The 15,239-nt window shown below is 62.9% G+C and carries 10 protein-coding genes and 1 pseudogene; 10 read left to right on the plus strand and 1 reads right to left on the minus strand.

Annotation, left to right across the window (positions count from 1 at the left end; genetic code table 11):
* Positions 1-30: 30 nt before the first annotated feature.
* Complete coding sequence (locus tag VDQ28_RS11375; protein WP_323038112.1) at positions 31-1,479, plus strand: TrkH family potassium uptake protein; 1,449 nt, start codon at positions 31-33, stop codon at positions 1,477-1,479.
* Positions 1,480-1,677: 198 nt separating this feature from the next.
* Here the strand turns inward: VDQ28_RS11375 and VDQ28_RS11380 are convergent, their stop codons facing one another.
* Complete coding sequence (locus VDQ28_RS11380; RefSeq protein WP_323036049.1) at positions 1,678-3,546, minus strand: trypsin-like peptidase domain-containing protein; 1,869 nt, start codon at positions 3,544-3,546, stop codon at positions 1,678-1,680.
* A gap of 262 nt (positions 3,547-3,808) precedes the next feature.
* Between VDQ28_RS11380 and VDQ28_RS11385 the strand changes: the two genes are divergently transcribed.
* The 9 genes and pseudogenes from VDQ28_RS11385 to glmM all read left to right on the plus strand — a co-directional run bounded on the left by VDQ28_RS11385 (position 3,809) and on the right by glmM (position 15,232).
* Positions 3,809-4,738 carry a glycine--tRNA ligase subunit alpha gene (locus VDQ28_RS11385; protein ID WP_323036050.1) on the plus strand — a complete coding sequence of 310 codons (930 nt, stop codon included), beginning with the start codon at positions 3,809-3,811 and terminating at the stop codon, positions 4,736-4,738.
* Between the two features lie 34 nt (positions 4,739-4,772).
* On the plus strand, positions 4,773-5,441 hold the full coding sequence (locus VDQ28_RS11390; protein ID WP_323036051.1) for an FkbM family methyltransferase: 669 nt from the start codon (positions 4,773-4,775) through the stop codon (positions 5,439-5,441).
* Entirely contained in the window at positions 5,441-5,950 is a 510-nt protein-coding gene (locus VDQ28_RS11395; RefSeq protein WP_323036052.1) for a DUF6446 family protein, read from the plus strand. Before VDQ28_RS11390 ends, VDQ28_RS11395 begins: the two co-directional genes overlap by 1 nt.
* A 50-nt stretch (positions 5,951-6,000) precedes the next feature.
* On the plus strand, positions 6,001-8,139 hold the full coding sequence (glyS, locus tag VDQ28_RS11400) for a glycine--tRNA ligase subunit beta (RefSeq protein WP_323036053.1): 2,139 nt from the start codon (positions 6,001-6,003) through the stop codon (positions 8,137-8,139).
* Between the two features lie 132 nt (positions 8,140-8,271).
* On the plus strand, positions 8,272-10,839 hold the full coding sequence (locus VDQ28_RS11405) for a putative PEP-binding protein (RefSeq protein WP_323036054.1): 2,568 nt from the start codon (positions 8,272-8,274) through the stop codon (positions 10,837-10,839).
* 315 nt (positions 10,840-11,154) lie between these two features.
* Positions 11,155-11,805: a cell wall hydrolase gene (locus VDQ28_RS11410; protein ID WP_323036055.1), complete on the plus strand. Its 651-nt coding sequence runs from the start codon at positions 11,155-11,157 to the stop codon at positions 11,803-11,805.
* 119 nt (positions 11,806-11,924) lie between these two features.
* Positions 11,925-12,840, plus strand: a pseudogene (locus VDQ28_RS11415) (dihydroneopterin aldolase).
* Between the two features lie 50 nt (positions 12,841-12,890).
* Entirely contained in the window at positions 12,891-13,892 is a 1,002-nt protein-coding gene (folP, locus tag VDQ28_RS11420) for a dihydropteroate synthase (RefSeq protein ID WP_323036056.1), read from the plus strand.
* Entirely contained in the window at positions 13,889-15,232 is a 1,344-nt protein-coding gene (gene glmM / locus VDQ28_RS11425) for a phosphoglucosamine mutase (protein WP_323036057.1), read from the plus strand. Before folP ends, glmM begins: the two co-directional genes overlap by 4 nt.
* Positions 15,233-15,239: the final 7 nt, after the last annotated feature.

Below are 15,239 nucleotides of genomic sequence, written 5' to 3' on the forward strand. Positions count from 1 at the left end.
ATGGCGCTGCGCCGCCGCCAAGGGTTTCGCATGATCGACATCAGACCCGTTGCCAATATCATCGGCTGGCTCTTGATGACGCTGGGCGTCATCATGCTGGGACCCTTGATCGTGGATTTGGCCAACGACAGCCCTGACTGGCGGGTCTTCTTGCTGTCGTCTTTTGTCACGGTGATTTCGGGCGGCGTTCTGGTGCTGGCGACCTCGAACAGTCTCAAGCAAGGTCTGACGCTGCGCCAATCCTTCCTGATGACCACGCTGACCTGGTGCGTCTTGCCGCTGTTCGGGGCGATCCCGCTGGAAATGGGGTTGGACCACGTCAGCTGGACAGATGCCGTGTTCGAATCCATGTCCGGCATGACGACAACGGGCGCCACCATCCTTTACGGGTTGGACGATATGCCGCCCGGGATGCTCCTGTGGCGCTCGATCCTGCAATGGCTGGGCGGCTTGGGCATTGTCATTGTGGCGCTGATCTTCTTGCCGGTGATGAAAGTCGGCGGGATGCAGCACTTCCGCTCCGAGGGCTTTGACACGATGGGCAAGGTCTTGCCGCGGGCGGCCGATATCAGTTTGATGCTGCTGCAAATCTACGCCGGGCTGACCATCCTGTGCGCCTTGGCCTATCTGATCGCGGGAATGAACGCCTTTGATGCGATCAATCACGCGCTGACGACGCTGTCGACGGGCGGATTCTCGACACGGGATGCCTCGTTCGGGGCCTATGGTGCGGCCTCGCACTGGATTGCCACGTTCTTCATGTGGGCGGCAGGTTTGCCGTTCATTCGCTATGTGCAGGTGATCAACGGATCGGTCTCGCCGTTGTTTCGGGACATTCAGGTGCGCGCCTATTTCCGCTGGTCGATTTATGCGGTCGGGCTGGTGGTGATCTACCGGGCGATGACCAGCGACGAAGCTCTGGAGCCGATCATCCGGGAGGCCGCGTTCAACGTCGTGTCGCTGTTTTCGGGGACCGGCTATGGCAGCGCGGAAGTCACAGCCTGGGGCGATTTTCCGCTTCTGGTGTTTATCGTGGCCGGGTTCATCGGGGCTTGCACGGCCTCGACCGGGTGCTCGATCAAGGTTTTCCGGTTTCTGGTGCTGTTCGAAGCCATCAAGGCGCAGCTACGCCAACTCGTCTCGCCCAATCGCGTGATTCCACTGCTGCTCGATGGCCGACGGCTTGATGACGATGTGGTCGTCTCGGTGGTTGTGATGTTCACGGCGTTTGTGCTGGGGTTTGGCGTGCTGACGATCCTGTTGTCGCTGACCGGCCTGGAAATGCGCACCGCCTTCACGGCGGCTTGGACATCGATCTGCAATATCGGCCCGGCCTTTGGCACCGAGGTCGGGCCAACCGGGGCCATGAACATGTTCCCGACCGAGGCCAAATGGCTGATGATCGTGGCGATGTTGATGGGCCGGTTGGAGATGATCGCCGTGGTGGTGATCGTGCTGCCCCGGTTCTGGCGCGTCTGATTGCGCAGCCTTCGGGGCGAATGACGGGGTGCGTCGGGGTTTTCAACGTCGGAGCTAACCCCGAAAAGACACCCCATACATCCCGTTGCATCCTGCGCGTCATCGGGTGCCGACGAGGCGACGCAAACGAGCGCGACTGCGCCACAAAAAACGGACGGTCCTCGCGGGCCGCCCGTTTTCCACTGGTTCAGATGCTGATCAGTTCCAGCACGACACCAGAACGGTGAGATCGGCGGATACGCGGGTCAGGATTTCTGCCGACATCGGGATGCTGACGCGGCTTTGCGTGCCGGTCAGGCCCGCTTGACTCAGCGCTGCCAGGATGGACTCGGATGACGCGGCAAAGTTCACGTCCTCGGGCATCATCCGTCCCGGCGTTTCCATGCGCGGCAGCAGCATGCCAATCACGGTGCCGTTGCTGTCAAAGACCGGACCACCCACATCGCCTTCCTGTGCGGTGACCGTCAGGCGGCGCAGGTTTTGCTCGCCGTTCAACCCTTGCACATCGGCCAGCTGGCCAAAGGTGATGATCGGACGCGTCAGTGTGTCCTGATAGCTGAAGCCCGAAACCCGGATATCCGAGCCGACCCGCGGCGCAGAATTCGAGAATTGCGCAAACGCCAGCGGAACAAGCGGGTCTTGTGGTGACAAGATCGCAATGCCCGTTTCGGCATCCACGGCGCGAACGGTGGCGGTGTAGGCCTCGTCGATGGTCACGCGGTCACAGCTTTGAACGGCCTCGGCAGAGGTTACCACCGTGCCGACGGCATCGACGAAGAAGCCGGTACGCGAGCGTTCCGGGCGGCGTACTTCGAGGCCGGCAATCAGGTCGCGGCGCGCGACGGTGGACGAGGTCGCCCCCATGCTGGACGGCAACACTCCGTTGATCGAGCGGAAGCTGTCGCGCATCGTGGCGATGATCAATTCGGCATCACCGTCAGCCGACGGGTCCCACAACAGCGCCCAGCCCTTGATCTCGCCGTTTTGCAGGCGGGCTTCGACATGGGCGCGTTGCGTGGCGCTCTGACCGGTGATGATGAAGCGATCCCGACCGCGATCGCGCTCACCGTCGAGGGGAATGATTTCCAGCGTTTGCAGGATTTCATACAGGCCATAAAACGTGGTTTGCGAGCCTTCCTGGCTGAGCAGCAACGCGCGCATGCCCGAGTTGTTGATCTCGTTGAAATGCGCGAACGGCGCCTCGTGGCGGTCAAATGCCATCATGCCCAACGGCAACGTCAGTTCGATGCCGGCGGCTTCGTCACGGAACGGACCAAAGCTGTAGCGGGCGACGGCTTGATCGTAGTCATGCAACAACTGCTGACGCTGCGCGGCGCTGAGGAAACCCCAGCCCTCATAGCCCTGTGCTTCTTGCCAGTTGCGGATCGAGGCGCGGGTGCCGGGGCCGAATTGCGCGTCGATGCCCGACCGATAAAAGCCGAACCACTGCAAAGCGGTCTGGATGGCCATGAGGTCTTCGCGGGTCAAGGCGCGTTCATCGGCTTGCGCGTCATTGATCGTGGCCGGGGCTGGCGCTGGTTCTGGTTCTGGCTCGGCGACGACAGGTTCGGGATCCGCGACAACCTCCACGACGGGTTCGACCGGCGCGTCAACCACGTCTGCAACGGTCGTGATCGCGTTCCCGGTATCCGTTGACGCCACTGGCGCTTCTGACACGACTGGCGCCTCGACCGGCGCAATGGTCACCGCGGGTGCCGCGGCGGCTTGTCCGCCGACGGGCCAGAATTGCTGGCCGTATATGCTGTTGTCGGTGACATAGGCATCGTTGCGGATTTCGCGCGCTGCCAAAAGCTGACCCCGACGAATTTCGGCCTCTTCGGGTGTTGCAAATGGCCCGACGGCCAGAGCATACCAACCACCCGCAATGCGGAACCCGGCAATATTGCCGATCCGCTGGTCATAACGGGTGGCGAATTCCTCGGCGGTGCGCAGGGTGGCGTGCGCTTCAACCTGAACCCAATGCGACACTTGTGCAAATGCGGCAATCGGGGCCAGAGCAACCATCAGAAGTGCGGCGAATACGGCTTTAAATATACGATCAGTCACGGTCGTCCCACAAATTGTTGAGTTCTTGATTCTTGGAGCGACCCTAGCAGGGTCACAAGGGCTTTGCTGGTTAAATAACGGCAACGTGAGGCGTTCAACCATGTTCCGCGTGTTTTTTCCCCGGTCTGTGTCTTTCCGGGCTTGGAGGTGACGTTGACCGCACCCTTTGGCTTGCCTATTGAGGCGCAAACCTCGATATCGATGCAGACCCAACCCCGCAAACATCTTTGCGGCAGATTCAGAGCCACAGACCGAGGCCCAGATGCCACAGACCGCCACAAAGCCCCGCAGTTTTCAGGAAATCATCCTGCGCCTTCAGTCCTACTGGGCGTCCAAAGGCTGCGCGATCTTGCAACCCTATGACCTCGAAGTCGGTGCGGGCACGTTTCACCCGGCGACCACGCTGCGCTCGCTGGGCAGCCAACCGTGGTCGGCGGCCTATGTGCAACCCTCGCGCCGTCCGACGGATGGGCGATACGGCGAAAACCCGAACCGCTTGCAGCACTATTATCAATATCAAGTGCTGATCAAACCCTCGCCGCCCAACCTGCAAGACCTGTATCTGGGCAGCCTGCGCGCCATCGGTATCGACGACACGCTGCACGATATCCGCTTTGTCGAGGATGATTGGGAATCCCCCACCCTGGGCGCCTGGGGGCTGGGCTGGGAAATCTGGTGCGACGGCATGGAAGTCAGCCAGTTCACCTATTTCCAGCAGGTCGGTGGGCATGATTGCCACCCGGTCTCGGGCGAGTTAACCTATGGGTTGGAGCGTCTGGCCATGTATGTGCTGGGTGTCGATCACGTCATGGACATGCCGTTCAATGACCCCGATGCGCCGATCGCCCTGACCTATGGCGATGTGTTTCGCCAGACCGAACAGGAATACAGCCGCCACAATTTCGACGGCGCCACCACCGACATGCTGCTGCGCCATTTTGAGGACGCCGAGCGTGAGTGCCAGCACCTGCTGGGCTTTGATCCGCAAGACCCCAACACCGGCAAGCGCATCATCATGGCGCACCCGGCCTATGACCAATGCATCAAGGCCAGCCATCTGTTCAACCTGCTCGATGCGCGCGGGGTGATCTCGGTCACGGAACGCCAAGCCTATATCGGCCGGGTCCGCGCTTTGGCCAAGCAATGCGCCGATGCGTTTGTGCAGACTGAAGCCGGGGGATATGCCGCGTGATTGGCCGGGGCGGCGCTCCAGGTCGGGGACGCATATGCTGAGCTTTGAACGCGTAAAGCAAGGTCTCGACCGGGCTTGGCGACGCCTGAGCGGCGAAAAATCCCGCGTGCGTGGCCGTGCGCAGCAACAATTCGACGCCGCCGTGGCTGATCTTGGCCCCGACGATATCGCGATCGACCTTGGCGCCAATATTGGCCTCTTTACCCAAAAAATGGCCGCGCGCGGTTGCACGGTCTATGCCTTCGAACCTGACCCCTATGCCTTTGCACGCCTTCGGGCCAATGTGGCTGGCTTTCCCAACGTCACACTGATCGCCGCCGCCGCGGGCGGGCAGGCAGGAGAGTTCAAGCTGTTTCGTCACCGCGATTTTGCGGCGGCTCCAGAGCGGCGCACCACGGCATCGTCAATCATCGCCGGAAAGAAGGACATGGATGAAGCGGATTTCATCCTCGTCGAGGTCAAGGATTTCGTCATGTTCCTGCGAGAGCTTGATCGCCCTGTGAAGTTGATCAAAATGGATATTGAAGGGGCTGAAGTGGACCTCTTGGAACGGCTGTTGTCCGAACCAGATTGTGCCCTGATCGACCGGATTTTCGTCGAAACACACGAACGCGTCCTGAGTCAGCTGGCAGCCAGAACCCGCGCGCTCAAGGAAAAAGCCGCCGGGATGACGAAGCCCGAAATAAACTGGGATTGGCATTGATGAACGGTAAGTTTGCGGCAGGATTGATCGTCGGCGTCGCCTTGGTTGGTGGCGCGGGGATGTATTACCTCCAAGTCTATGGCTATTATGAGACGCTGGAGCCGCAAATCGGCTATCAGGTCGCGCACGACGACGGCACGGCGCGCCTCGATATCGCGGATTTTGAGGGCATCGATTCCTTTTCATCGCCGCTTCGCTATCGCGCGTGCTTTACCGTGGTGGGGGATGTGCCGCCGCTGATCGCCTATGAGGGCGCGGACCCGCTGAATGCGCCGGGCTGGTTCTCCTGTTTCGACGCCGCGCAGATCGGCGGGGCACTGGTATCGGGGGCGGCGCGCGCCGTTCTGGTCGAGGCCAACGCCCCCTACGGTTTTGATCGCATCATGGCGCTTTACCCCGATGGCCGCGCCTATGTCTGGCCGCAGATCAACGCTTGCGGTGCCGCTCATTTCGATGGCGATCCGGTGCCTGCGGGTTGCCCACCCCCGCCGCAGTCGCAGTCGCAGTAAAACACCTCGTCCTATTCAGCCCGCCCAGACTTGTCCTGAAAGCCGTACCCATGCCCGATGTCCTGATCGAACTTTTCTCCGAAGAAATCCCCGCACGGATGCAACGCCGCGCCGCCGAGGATCTGCGAAAACTGGTCACCGATGGGCTGGTCGAAGGCGGCCTCAGCTATGCCCATGCCCGCGCTTACTCGACGCCCCGCCGCCTGACCCTGGCCATCGAAGGCCTGTCCGCCGAGAGCCCCTTGCAGCGCGAGGAGCGTAAAGGCCCCAAGGTTGGTGCGCCCGAAAAGGCCTTGGATGGGTTCCTGCGCTCGACTGGCTTGACGCTGGAGCAGCTGGAGACGCGCGACGACAAGAAGGGCGCGTTCTATCTGGCGGTGATTGAGCGTCCGGGGCGTTTGGCGGCAGATATTCTGGCCGAGGTTCTGGAGCAATCCATCCGCAATTTCCCCTGGCCCAAGGCGATGCGCTGGGGGGGCGGGGCGTTGCGCTGGGTGCGTCCGCTGCATTCGATCCTGTGCCTGATGACCACCGAGGCCGGGGCCGAAGTTGTGCCCTTGACGGTGGACGGGATTGTTGCCGGCAACACCACACGCGGCCACCGGTTCATGGCGCCCGATGCGTTTTCCGTGACCGGGTTCGAGGATTACGCCGCCAAGCTGAAGCGCGCGTATGTGGTGCTCGACCCCGAGGACCGCGCCGAGACGATCGCCCATGACACCCGGAACCGCGCCTTTGCCTTGGGGCTGGAATTGGCTGAGGACGAGGGCCTGCTGGCCGAGGTTGCGGGCCTCGTGGAATGGCCGGTGGTGCTGGTCGGGGAGATCGGCGCAGACTTCCTCGATTTGCCGCCCGAGGTGCTGCAAACCTCGATGCGCGAGCACCAGAAATTCTTTTCGCTGCGTGATCCCAAGGATGGGCGAATTGTTCGATTTGTGACAGTCGCCAACCGCGAGACCGCCGACAACGGCGCGACCATCCTGGCCGGAAACCAGAAGGTTCTGGCCGCTCGCCTGTCGGACGCAAAGTTCTTTTGGCAGAACGACTTGCGCACGATTTCAAATGTCGGACTTTTGGGCATGGCCGAAGGTCTGGCCAATGTCACCTTCCACAACAAGCTGGGCAGTCAGAAAGCACGGATAGATCGGATTTCTGCCCTTGCGCGCGAGATCGCGCCGCTGGTGGGGGCCGATCCTGAGCTTGCGGAACAGGCCGCCCGGATCGCCAAGGCCGACCTGCAATCGGCGATGGTCGGCGAGTTCCCAGAACTGCAAGGCACGATGGGCGTCTACTATGCCAAGCAGGCGGGCCTGCCAGATGCCGTGGCGAATGCCTGCAAGGCGCATTACCAACCGCTTGGCCCTTCGGATGATGTGCCGACCGACCCCGTGTCCGTTGCCGTCGCCCTGGCCGACAAGATCGACACCCTGACCGGCTTCTGGGCCATCGACGAAAAACCCACCGGCTCCAAAGACCCTTTTGCTCTGCGCCGCGCCGCGCTGGGGGTGATTAGGTTGGTGCTGGGGAATGGGGTGCGGGCAGATCTGCGTCGTGTATTTGCTGCAGCGTTGACAAGCGCCACGGTCGATGCGGCGAAGAATAGCGAACAACTTGCCCGCTTGACAAAGGAAGAGCGTGAAGGGATTTCAGACCTGATTGCTACGACAGAGCTTCCTTCCTTCTTCCACGACCGCCTCAAGGTCTACCTGCGCGACCAAGGCATCCGCCACGACGTCATCGACGCCTGCCTCGCCATGCCCGGCGACGACGACCTCACCCTTCTGGTCAACCGGGCAGAGGCCCTCGCCGCCTTCCTCAAATCCGAGGATGGCCCGAACCTGCTGCAAGGTTTCAAGCGCGCCAACACCATCCTGACCCAGGCCGAGGACAAGGACGGCGTTGAATACTCCTTTGGCGCGGACCTCAAATTCGCGGAAACCGACGAAGAGCGCGCCCTCTTCAAAGCCCTCGACACCGCCGAAAAGGCGATCACCCCCGCCATGCAATCGGAAGATTTTGCCACCGCCATGACCGCGATGGCCGCTCTGCGCGCGCCGATTGATGCGTTCTTCGAGACGGTGCAGATCAACACCGACAGCCAGGTCATCCGCCGCAACCGCCTGAACCTCCTCAACCGCATCCGCACCATTTGCGGCGGCGTGGCGGACCTGACCAAACTGGACGGCTGACCGGCATCATCTTGCCCAAAATACTCCGGGGGTGAGGCCGCAGGCCGAGGGGGCAGCGCCCCCAAACGCCATGAATTTCTGCGCTTGCACGGTGGGCGGATAAGCCTATCCTGCGCGCGTCAGGAGACATGCATGCCGACCAAGAACCTCAGCCTCGTCGATTACACCGAAATCACCAGTTCCGCGCCCGTCGCAACCCGGTCGCATGGCTGGCGCGCGAAATGCCTGCAACGGCTGTTGCGGCTGGATATGCCGGTGCCAAAGACGGTGGCGCTGTCGTTCAATGCGGTGCGCGCTATCGCCGCGGGGGCGATGCCAGAGCTGGGCTCGTTGATCGGGCGCTTCCCGAAGGGTCAGTTGATGTCGGTGCGCCCCTCGGCCGAGAACCCCGATTGGGGCGGACCGGGCGCGATCCTGAACATCGGCATGAATGACGAACGTCACGCGGAAATCGCGCAGGAATACGGCGAGAGCGCCGCGACCGCGCTGTATCTGGCCTTCGTGCAGTCCTACGCCCAGCATGTTGCGCGGCTGGACCCGGATATGTTTTCGGGCGTCGAGCCGTGTTTGCCAGCGTTGCAGGCTGCGTTGCGCGATTACGAATCCGAAATGGAAGAGCCCTTCCCGCAAGACCCGAAGCGGCAGCTGGCCGAAGTGCTGCGCTCGATGGCGCGGGCGTGGGAGGGCACCTCGGCGCGCTTGTTGCGCCAAGCCAAGGGCGCCCCTGCCGAGGCGGGCCTGGGCTTGGTTGTGCAGGCGATGGCGGGCGGCTTTGGCACGATCGAAGCCGGTGCCGGCGTGATCCAGTTCATCGACCCGGCCACCGGCGCCGCACAGATCACCGGGCGCTATGCCGTGCGCGGGCAGGGGCGCGATGCGCTGTCGAACAATCCGCAGGCGCTGTTCCTGACGCATGATCCGCGCGGCCCGTCGCTGGAAGACGAGCACCCCGAAGCCTTTGCGCAACTGGTGGCGCATGGTGCGATCTGCCGGGCCAAGCTGCGCGAGGAAATGCAGATTGAGTTCACGGTGGTCAACGGTGTGGTCTGGGTGCTGGACGCGTTGAAGGTTCCGCGCTCTAGCCGGGCCACGGTGCGGGTCGCGGTTGATCTGGCGACTGACGGGGTGATCAGCAAAAAAGAGGCGCTGATGCGAGTCACGCCGGGCGCGTTGTCGGAGATGCTGCACTGGCAGGTCGATCCACGCGGCAAGCGTGATGCGATCGTGCGGGGGATTGCCGCCAGCCCGGGGGCGGCGACGGGCAAACTGGTGTTTACCTCGACCGCCGCGCAGGCCAGTGCGGCGCGCGGGGAACGTTGCATTCTGGTGCGACGCGAAACCTCGCCCGAGGATATTCGGGGAATGCACGCGGCGCATGGTGTGGTGACCGAGCGGGGCGGGATGACCAGTCACGCGGCGGTGATCGGGCGCGGGCTTGGCTTGCCGTGTATCGTCGGCGCGACCGGGATGCGGATTGACCTGAAAGCGCGGACCCTGAGCACCGGGCGACACAAACTGTCCGAGGGTGATGTCATCACCATTGACGGCACCACCGGAGAGGTCTTGCTGGGCGCGGTGGACCTGCTGGAACCGGCGCTGGATGACGGGTTCAATACGTTGCTGGACTGGGCGGATGAGTTGCGCGACATTGGTGTGCGCGCGAATGCCGACACTCCGGCCGATGCGCGGATTGCGCGCTCGTTCAAGGCCGAGGGTATCGGCCTGTGCCGCACCGAACATATGTTCTTCGAGGACGACCGCCTGACGGTGATGCGCGAGATGATCTTTGCCGATACCTCGCAGGATCGCGCGGCGGCCCTGTCACGGCTTTTACCGATGCAACGCTCTGATTTCACCGAGCTTTTCTCGATCATGCAGGGCTTGCCGGTCTGCATTCGCCTGTTCGATCCTCCCTTGCATGAATTCTTGCCGCACACCCGCGACGGGATGCGCGAGTTGGCCGATGCGCTGGACAAGCCGCTGTCGGAAATCACCCGACGTGCCGAGGAATTGGCCGAATTCAACCCGATGTTGGGCCTTCGCGGTGTGCGGCTGGGTGTGACGCTGCCGGAAATCTACGAGATGCAGGCGCGGGCGATTTTTGAGGCGACGATTGAAACCGGGCGTCGCGGTGACAAGGTCGTGCCCGAGATCATGATCCCGCTGGTGTCGGCCAGCCGCGAGGTCGAGTTGGTCAAGGCGCGCATTGATGCCGTGGCAGCGTCGGTGCGCATCGAGCAAGGGACCGCGTTTGAATATCGGTTGGGCGTGATGGTGGAGACGCCGCGTGCGGCGTTGCGCGCGCATGATATCGCGCAACATGCGGATTTCTTTTCGTTCGGAACCAACGACCTGACACAGATGACCTATGGCCTGTCGCGCGACGATGCGGGGCGGTTCATGTCCTATTATGTGCAGTCGGGTGTGTTTCCCGAAGACCCGTTTCATGTGCTGGACATCGACGGCGTCGGCGAATTGCTTTTGATCGCTGCCGAGCGTGGCCGGAAGGTTCACAAAGGTCTGACATTATCAATTTGCGGTGAGCATGGCGGTAGCCCCAAATCGATAGCCTTCTGTCGCAACGCCGGGTTCAATTATGTCTCGTGCTCGTCGTTCCGGGTGCCTATCGCGCGGCTCGCTGCAGCGCAGCTGACCATTGACGTCAACGACGCCGCCGAGCCTATGCCGGTGTTCCGTTGAGGTGCAGGTCGGCACCTGCTGACGCTTAAATCCTTGTGTGAATCTGCCGAATTTGCGCAGCGCGGCGCTGCCGGTCGCGGCGGCGCTGCGGCGTTGCGGCAATTGGTGCCGGACCCCGGACTCGGCCTGCGTGGCAGAAATGTAGACTTTGCGCGGAATTTGAGGTATCTCACAGGCAGTTCAAGTGGTCCCCGGGGGGAGGCCGAGCTGCTCGGAACGGATAATAAAGCAAGAAATTGACCGTCGATGTGACGGTCAGCCAGACACTGATGGCGGACGCTTGGCGTTGCCACCGGTCGACAGAGGATTGACGATATGAGATTTGCGAACCGGATTGCGCCCCTTGGGGTTGCGATGGCTCTTGCACTCTCTTCGGCGCTGCCAGCTGCCGCGGAATTGGCTGTAGAACAAGGCTTGGCCATTGCGCTGAGCGCCGAACGTGCCGCGATGCGCAGCGTGCCCGAGGCCTTGATCAGCCGGGTTACTGCGCCGCAGGCGGAAACGACGGCCTTGCGCCGTTATGACACCAGTTTCTTGATGACCATGCCCCAGGCGGCCAGCGAACAGGTGCAGTGCTTGCAAGAAGCGATCTATCACGAATCGCGCGGTGAAGATGTCTATGGCCAGTTTGCCGTGGCCGAAGTGATCCTGAACCGCGTCGATCTGCCGAATTACCCCAGCACCGTCTGCGGCGTCGTGCATCAGAATGCGGATCGCTTGAATGCCTGCCAGTTCAGCTATGCGTGCAACGGCCGCTCACGCGCGATGGTCGAGCCGCGCGCCCGGCGATTGGCGGGGGCGATTGCGCAGATCATGGTGTCCGGCGCACCGCGTGAGCTGACTTCGGGTGCCACGCATTTCCACACCACCGGGGTGCGCCCGCGCTGGGCGACTGCGTTCCAACGCACCGGGCAATTCGGCTCGCATCTGTTTTACCGCGAGCCCGTGCGCCTTTCGAGCAACTGACGCGACCGGAATCGCGTCGCGAAGCGTCGATTTCTGGCCGCTCGGGACTGTGCATCATGTCGTGAGCGCGGTAAGACGCTTTTGGTGCCGCCGGGGCACTCTCGGCCAATGAGGCGCGCATGAGCACCGATTCCCATCTTGCGTTCGCGCATCCCGAAGAGCGCGCCGAAGCCACCGCCTCGGCTGACCCGCGCGACCGGATTTCCCTGCGCGATTATCAGGTCGAGGCCGAAATCGGGGCCTTTCAGACCGAACGCGGCCTGACCCAACGTCTGATGTTCAATGTGGTGGTCGAGGTTGTGCCGCAGACCGGTCCGGTGGATGATGATGTTGACCGGATCATGTCGTATGACCGCATCACCGAGGCGATTTCGGATGAATTGGCGCTGGGCCGCCTGAACCTGCTGGAAACGCTGGCCGAACATGTCGCCGAACGCATTCTGGCCGCGCCGCAAGCCATGCGGGTCTTTGTGCGGATCGAAAAGCTGGATCGTGGTCCGTTCAAGCTGGGCGTGGATATTGTCCGCACGCGCGCCGCGCAGCCGGTGCAGGCACAGACCGCCGAGGGTGGTGCGTTGCATCCGTTGGTGGTGTTCGTCGACAACCAAACCATGGCCGCGCCTGACCTGAACGCGCGGATTGCCGCGCTTGAGGCGCGTGGGTTGCCGGTGGTTCTGTGCGTTGGCTTGCCGGTGTCCAAGGTCGAGCAAGTCGGCATTGCCGCCGTGCAGCGGCGCATCGACCTGTTGGCGATCGAGACAAATGCCTGGGTTCTGGCCTCACGCGACCGGGATTGGCTGGTTGTCGAGTTCGCGCACCGAAATCGACTGGGCGATCCGGCAGGGCAACACGATTGTCTGGGCGCCGTCAAAGCTGGTGCTGGATGCCTCGGATGGCCCGATAGACCGCGCGGGAAATGGCCCGGCGCTGGCGCTCTGGCTGGCGGAGTCATTGGCCGCCACCGCGCTGATCATGCCCGAGGGCGCACCGGTATCGGCTGGAAGCCGCGTGCCGGTTGAAACATTCCCCACCTAGCCCGCAGCCGGGGCTTGCCAAAGCGCGCGTGCTTGGCTTACGCGACTGGCATGACCTATCGCCATGCTCGCCCCCGCACCGATCTGCCCCGTCCCCCGCAAGCGCAGGCTTTGGCCGGGTCGGCGCATGTCTGGTTCGACACGGTCGAGCGCGTCGACGGCACGCAGCGAACCCTTGATGCGGCGGCAAGTTGGCCCGATCTGGCACGGCCTCGCGCGATCCTGCCAAACCTGCCCAACGACCGCCCATTGGTGATGGGCATCGTCAATGTCACGCCCGACAGCTTTTCCGACGGCGGCACGGCGTTCACGCTGGAGGCGGCTTTGGCGCGCGCGTGTGCGATGGTGGCGGCCGGCGCGGATATTCTGGATATCGGCGGCGAGAGCACGCGGCCCGGCGCGCAGGACGTGCCCGTGGTCGATGAGATCGCCCGCACCGTGCCCGTGATCATGGCGATCCGCGCCTCGGGGATCACCACGCCGATCTCGATTGATACGCGCAAGGCACGGGTGGCCGAGGCGGCCCTGGGCGCGGGTGCCGATATGATCAACGATGTCTCGGCGCTGGGCTATGACCCGGATCTGGCGGCGGTGGCCGTGGCGTCGCGCGTGCCAATCTGTCTGATGCATGCGCAGGGCACGCCACAGACCATGCAGAGCGATCCGCGCTATGACGACGTGCTGACCGAGGTCTATGACTATCTGGCGCAGCGCATCGACTTGGCGGTGTCGCTGGGGGTGGATGCGGCACAGGTGATCACCGACCCCGGCATCGGGTTCGGCAAAACCAAGCTGCATAATTTGACGCTTTTACGCGGGCTGTCGATGTTTCATTCTCTGGGCGCTCCGATTCTCTTGGGGGCCTCGCGCAAGCGATTCATCGGCACGATTTCCGGGGTGGAGGACGCAAGCCTTCGGATGCCCGGTTCGGTGGCTGTGGCGCTGATGGCGGCGGGGCAGGGCGCGCAGATCCTGCGGGTTCACGATGTGGCGGAAACGGTGCAGGCCTTGGCACTCTGGCGTGCCCTGACAGGTGAAGGAGCGACGACATGACCCGGAAATTCTTTGGTACCGACGGTGTACGCGGGCAGGCGAACTCCTGGCCCATGACCGCCGAGATGGCGTTGAAACTGGGGGCTGCGGCGGGTCGATATTTTCAGCTGGACGGCAAGAACTCGCATCGTGTGGTAATCGGCAAGGATACGCGCCTGTCGTGCTACATGCTGGAGAATGCACTCACGGCGGGGCTGACCTCGACGGGCATGAACGTGCTGCTGCTTGGCCCGGTGCCGACCCCGGCGGTGGGGCTGCTGACGCGCTCGATGCGGGCCGATCTGGGCATCATGATCTCGGCCAGCCACAACACAGCCACGGATAACGGGATCAAGTTTTTCGGCCCGGACGGGTTCAAATTGTCCGATGGTGTCGAGGCCGAGATCGAGACGCTGTTGGCCGGTGACGTGGAACTGGCGGCGCCGTTGGACATTGGCCGTGCCAAACGCATCGACGATGGTTTGGGCCGCTATGTCGAATATGCCAAGACCACATTGCCGCGCGGCGTGCGGCTGGACGGGTTGAAGGTGGTCATTGATTGCGCGAACGGGGCCGCCTACAAGGCCGCCCCCGAAGTGTTGTGGGAGTTGGGGGCCGAGGTGATCCCGGTGGGTGTCAGCCCCAACGGGTTCAACATCAATCAGGACGTCGGCTCGACGAAACCACGGGCGGCGGCCGAGACGGTGGTGTCGCACGGCGCCGATCTGGGGATTTGCCTCGATGGTGATGCGGACCGTGTGTTGATCCTCGATGAACATGGGCGCGTGGCCGACGGCGATCAGATCATGGCGCTGTTCGCGCGCCGCTGGGCCGAGGCCGAGCGGCTGAACGACGGCACCTTGGTTGCCACGGTGATGTCCAACCTGGGGCTGGAGCGGTATCTGCAGGGGCACGGCCTGAAGCTGGAGCGCACGGCGGTAGGCGACCGCTATGTCGTGGAGCGGATGCGCGAACGGGGGTTGAACCTTGGTGGCGAACAATCCGGTCATATCGTGATGACCGATTACGCCACAACCGGCGATGGCTTGATCGCGGGTCTGCAGTTTCTGTTGGCGATGGCGGAAACCGGCCAGGCAGCCAGCGCCCTGACCCGTCAATTCGAGCCGGTGCCGCAAAAGCTGCACAATGTGCGCTATGCGCCCGGTCAAACGCCGATGGACGCTGCCTGTGTCAAGGCCGCAATCACCGACGCCGAGGCGCGTTTGCAGGGCTGCGGGCGTTTGTTGATCCGCAAATCCGGCACAGAGCCGTTGGTGCGGGTCATGGTCGAATGCGAGGACGCGGGCCTGATGGATCAGATCGTCGCGGGCCTTGTCCACGAGATCGAAGGCGCGCTGTGAGCGGACG

This window comes from Pararhodobacter sp., from assembly GCF_034676545.1.
Taxonomy (GTDB): Bacteria; Pseudomonadota; Alphaproteobacteria; order Rhodobacterales; family Rhodobacteraceae; genus Pararhodobacter.

Excerpts from the sequence above, each read along its gene's own strand:
- VDQ28_RS11375 (WP_323038112.1), top strand. The coding sequence starts at position 31 with ATGATCGACATCAGACCCGTTGCCAATATCATCGGCTGGCTCTTGATG.
- VDQ28_RS11385 (WP_323036050.1), top strand. The coding sequence starts at position 3,809 with ATGCCACAGACCGCCACAAAGCCCCGCAGTTTTCAGGAAATCATCCTG.
- VDQ28_RS11390 (WP_323036051.1), top strand. The coding sequence starts at position 4,773 with ATGCTGAGCTTTGAACGCGTAAAGCAAGGTCTCGACCGGGCTTGGCGA.
- VDQ28_RS11395 (WP_323036052.1), top strand. The coding sequence starts at position 5,441 with ATGAACGGTAAGTTTGCGGCAGGATTGATCGTCGGCGTCGCCTTGGTT.
- glyS (WP_323036053.1), top strand. The coding sequence starts at position 6,001 with ATGCCCGATGTCCTGATCGAACTTTTCTCCGAAGAAATCCCCGCACGG.
- VDQ28_RS11405 (WP_323036054.1), top strand. The coding sequence starts at position 8,272 with ATGCCGACCAAGAACCTCAGCCTCGTCGATTACACCGAAATCACCAGT.
- VDQ28_RS11410 (WP_323036055.1), top strand. The coding sequence starts at position 11,155 with ATGAGATTTGCGAACCGGATTGCGCCCCTTGGGGTTGCGATGGCTCTT.
- folP (WP_323036056.1), top strand. The coding sequence starts at position 12,891 with ATGACCTATCGCCATGCTCGCCCCCGCACCGATCTGCCCCGTCCCCCG.
- glmM (WP_323036057.1), top strand. The coding sequence starts at position 13,889 with ATGACCCGGAAATTCTTTGGTACCGACGGTGTACGCGGGCAGGCGAAC.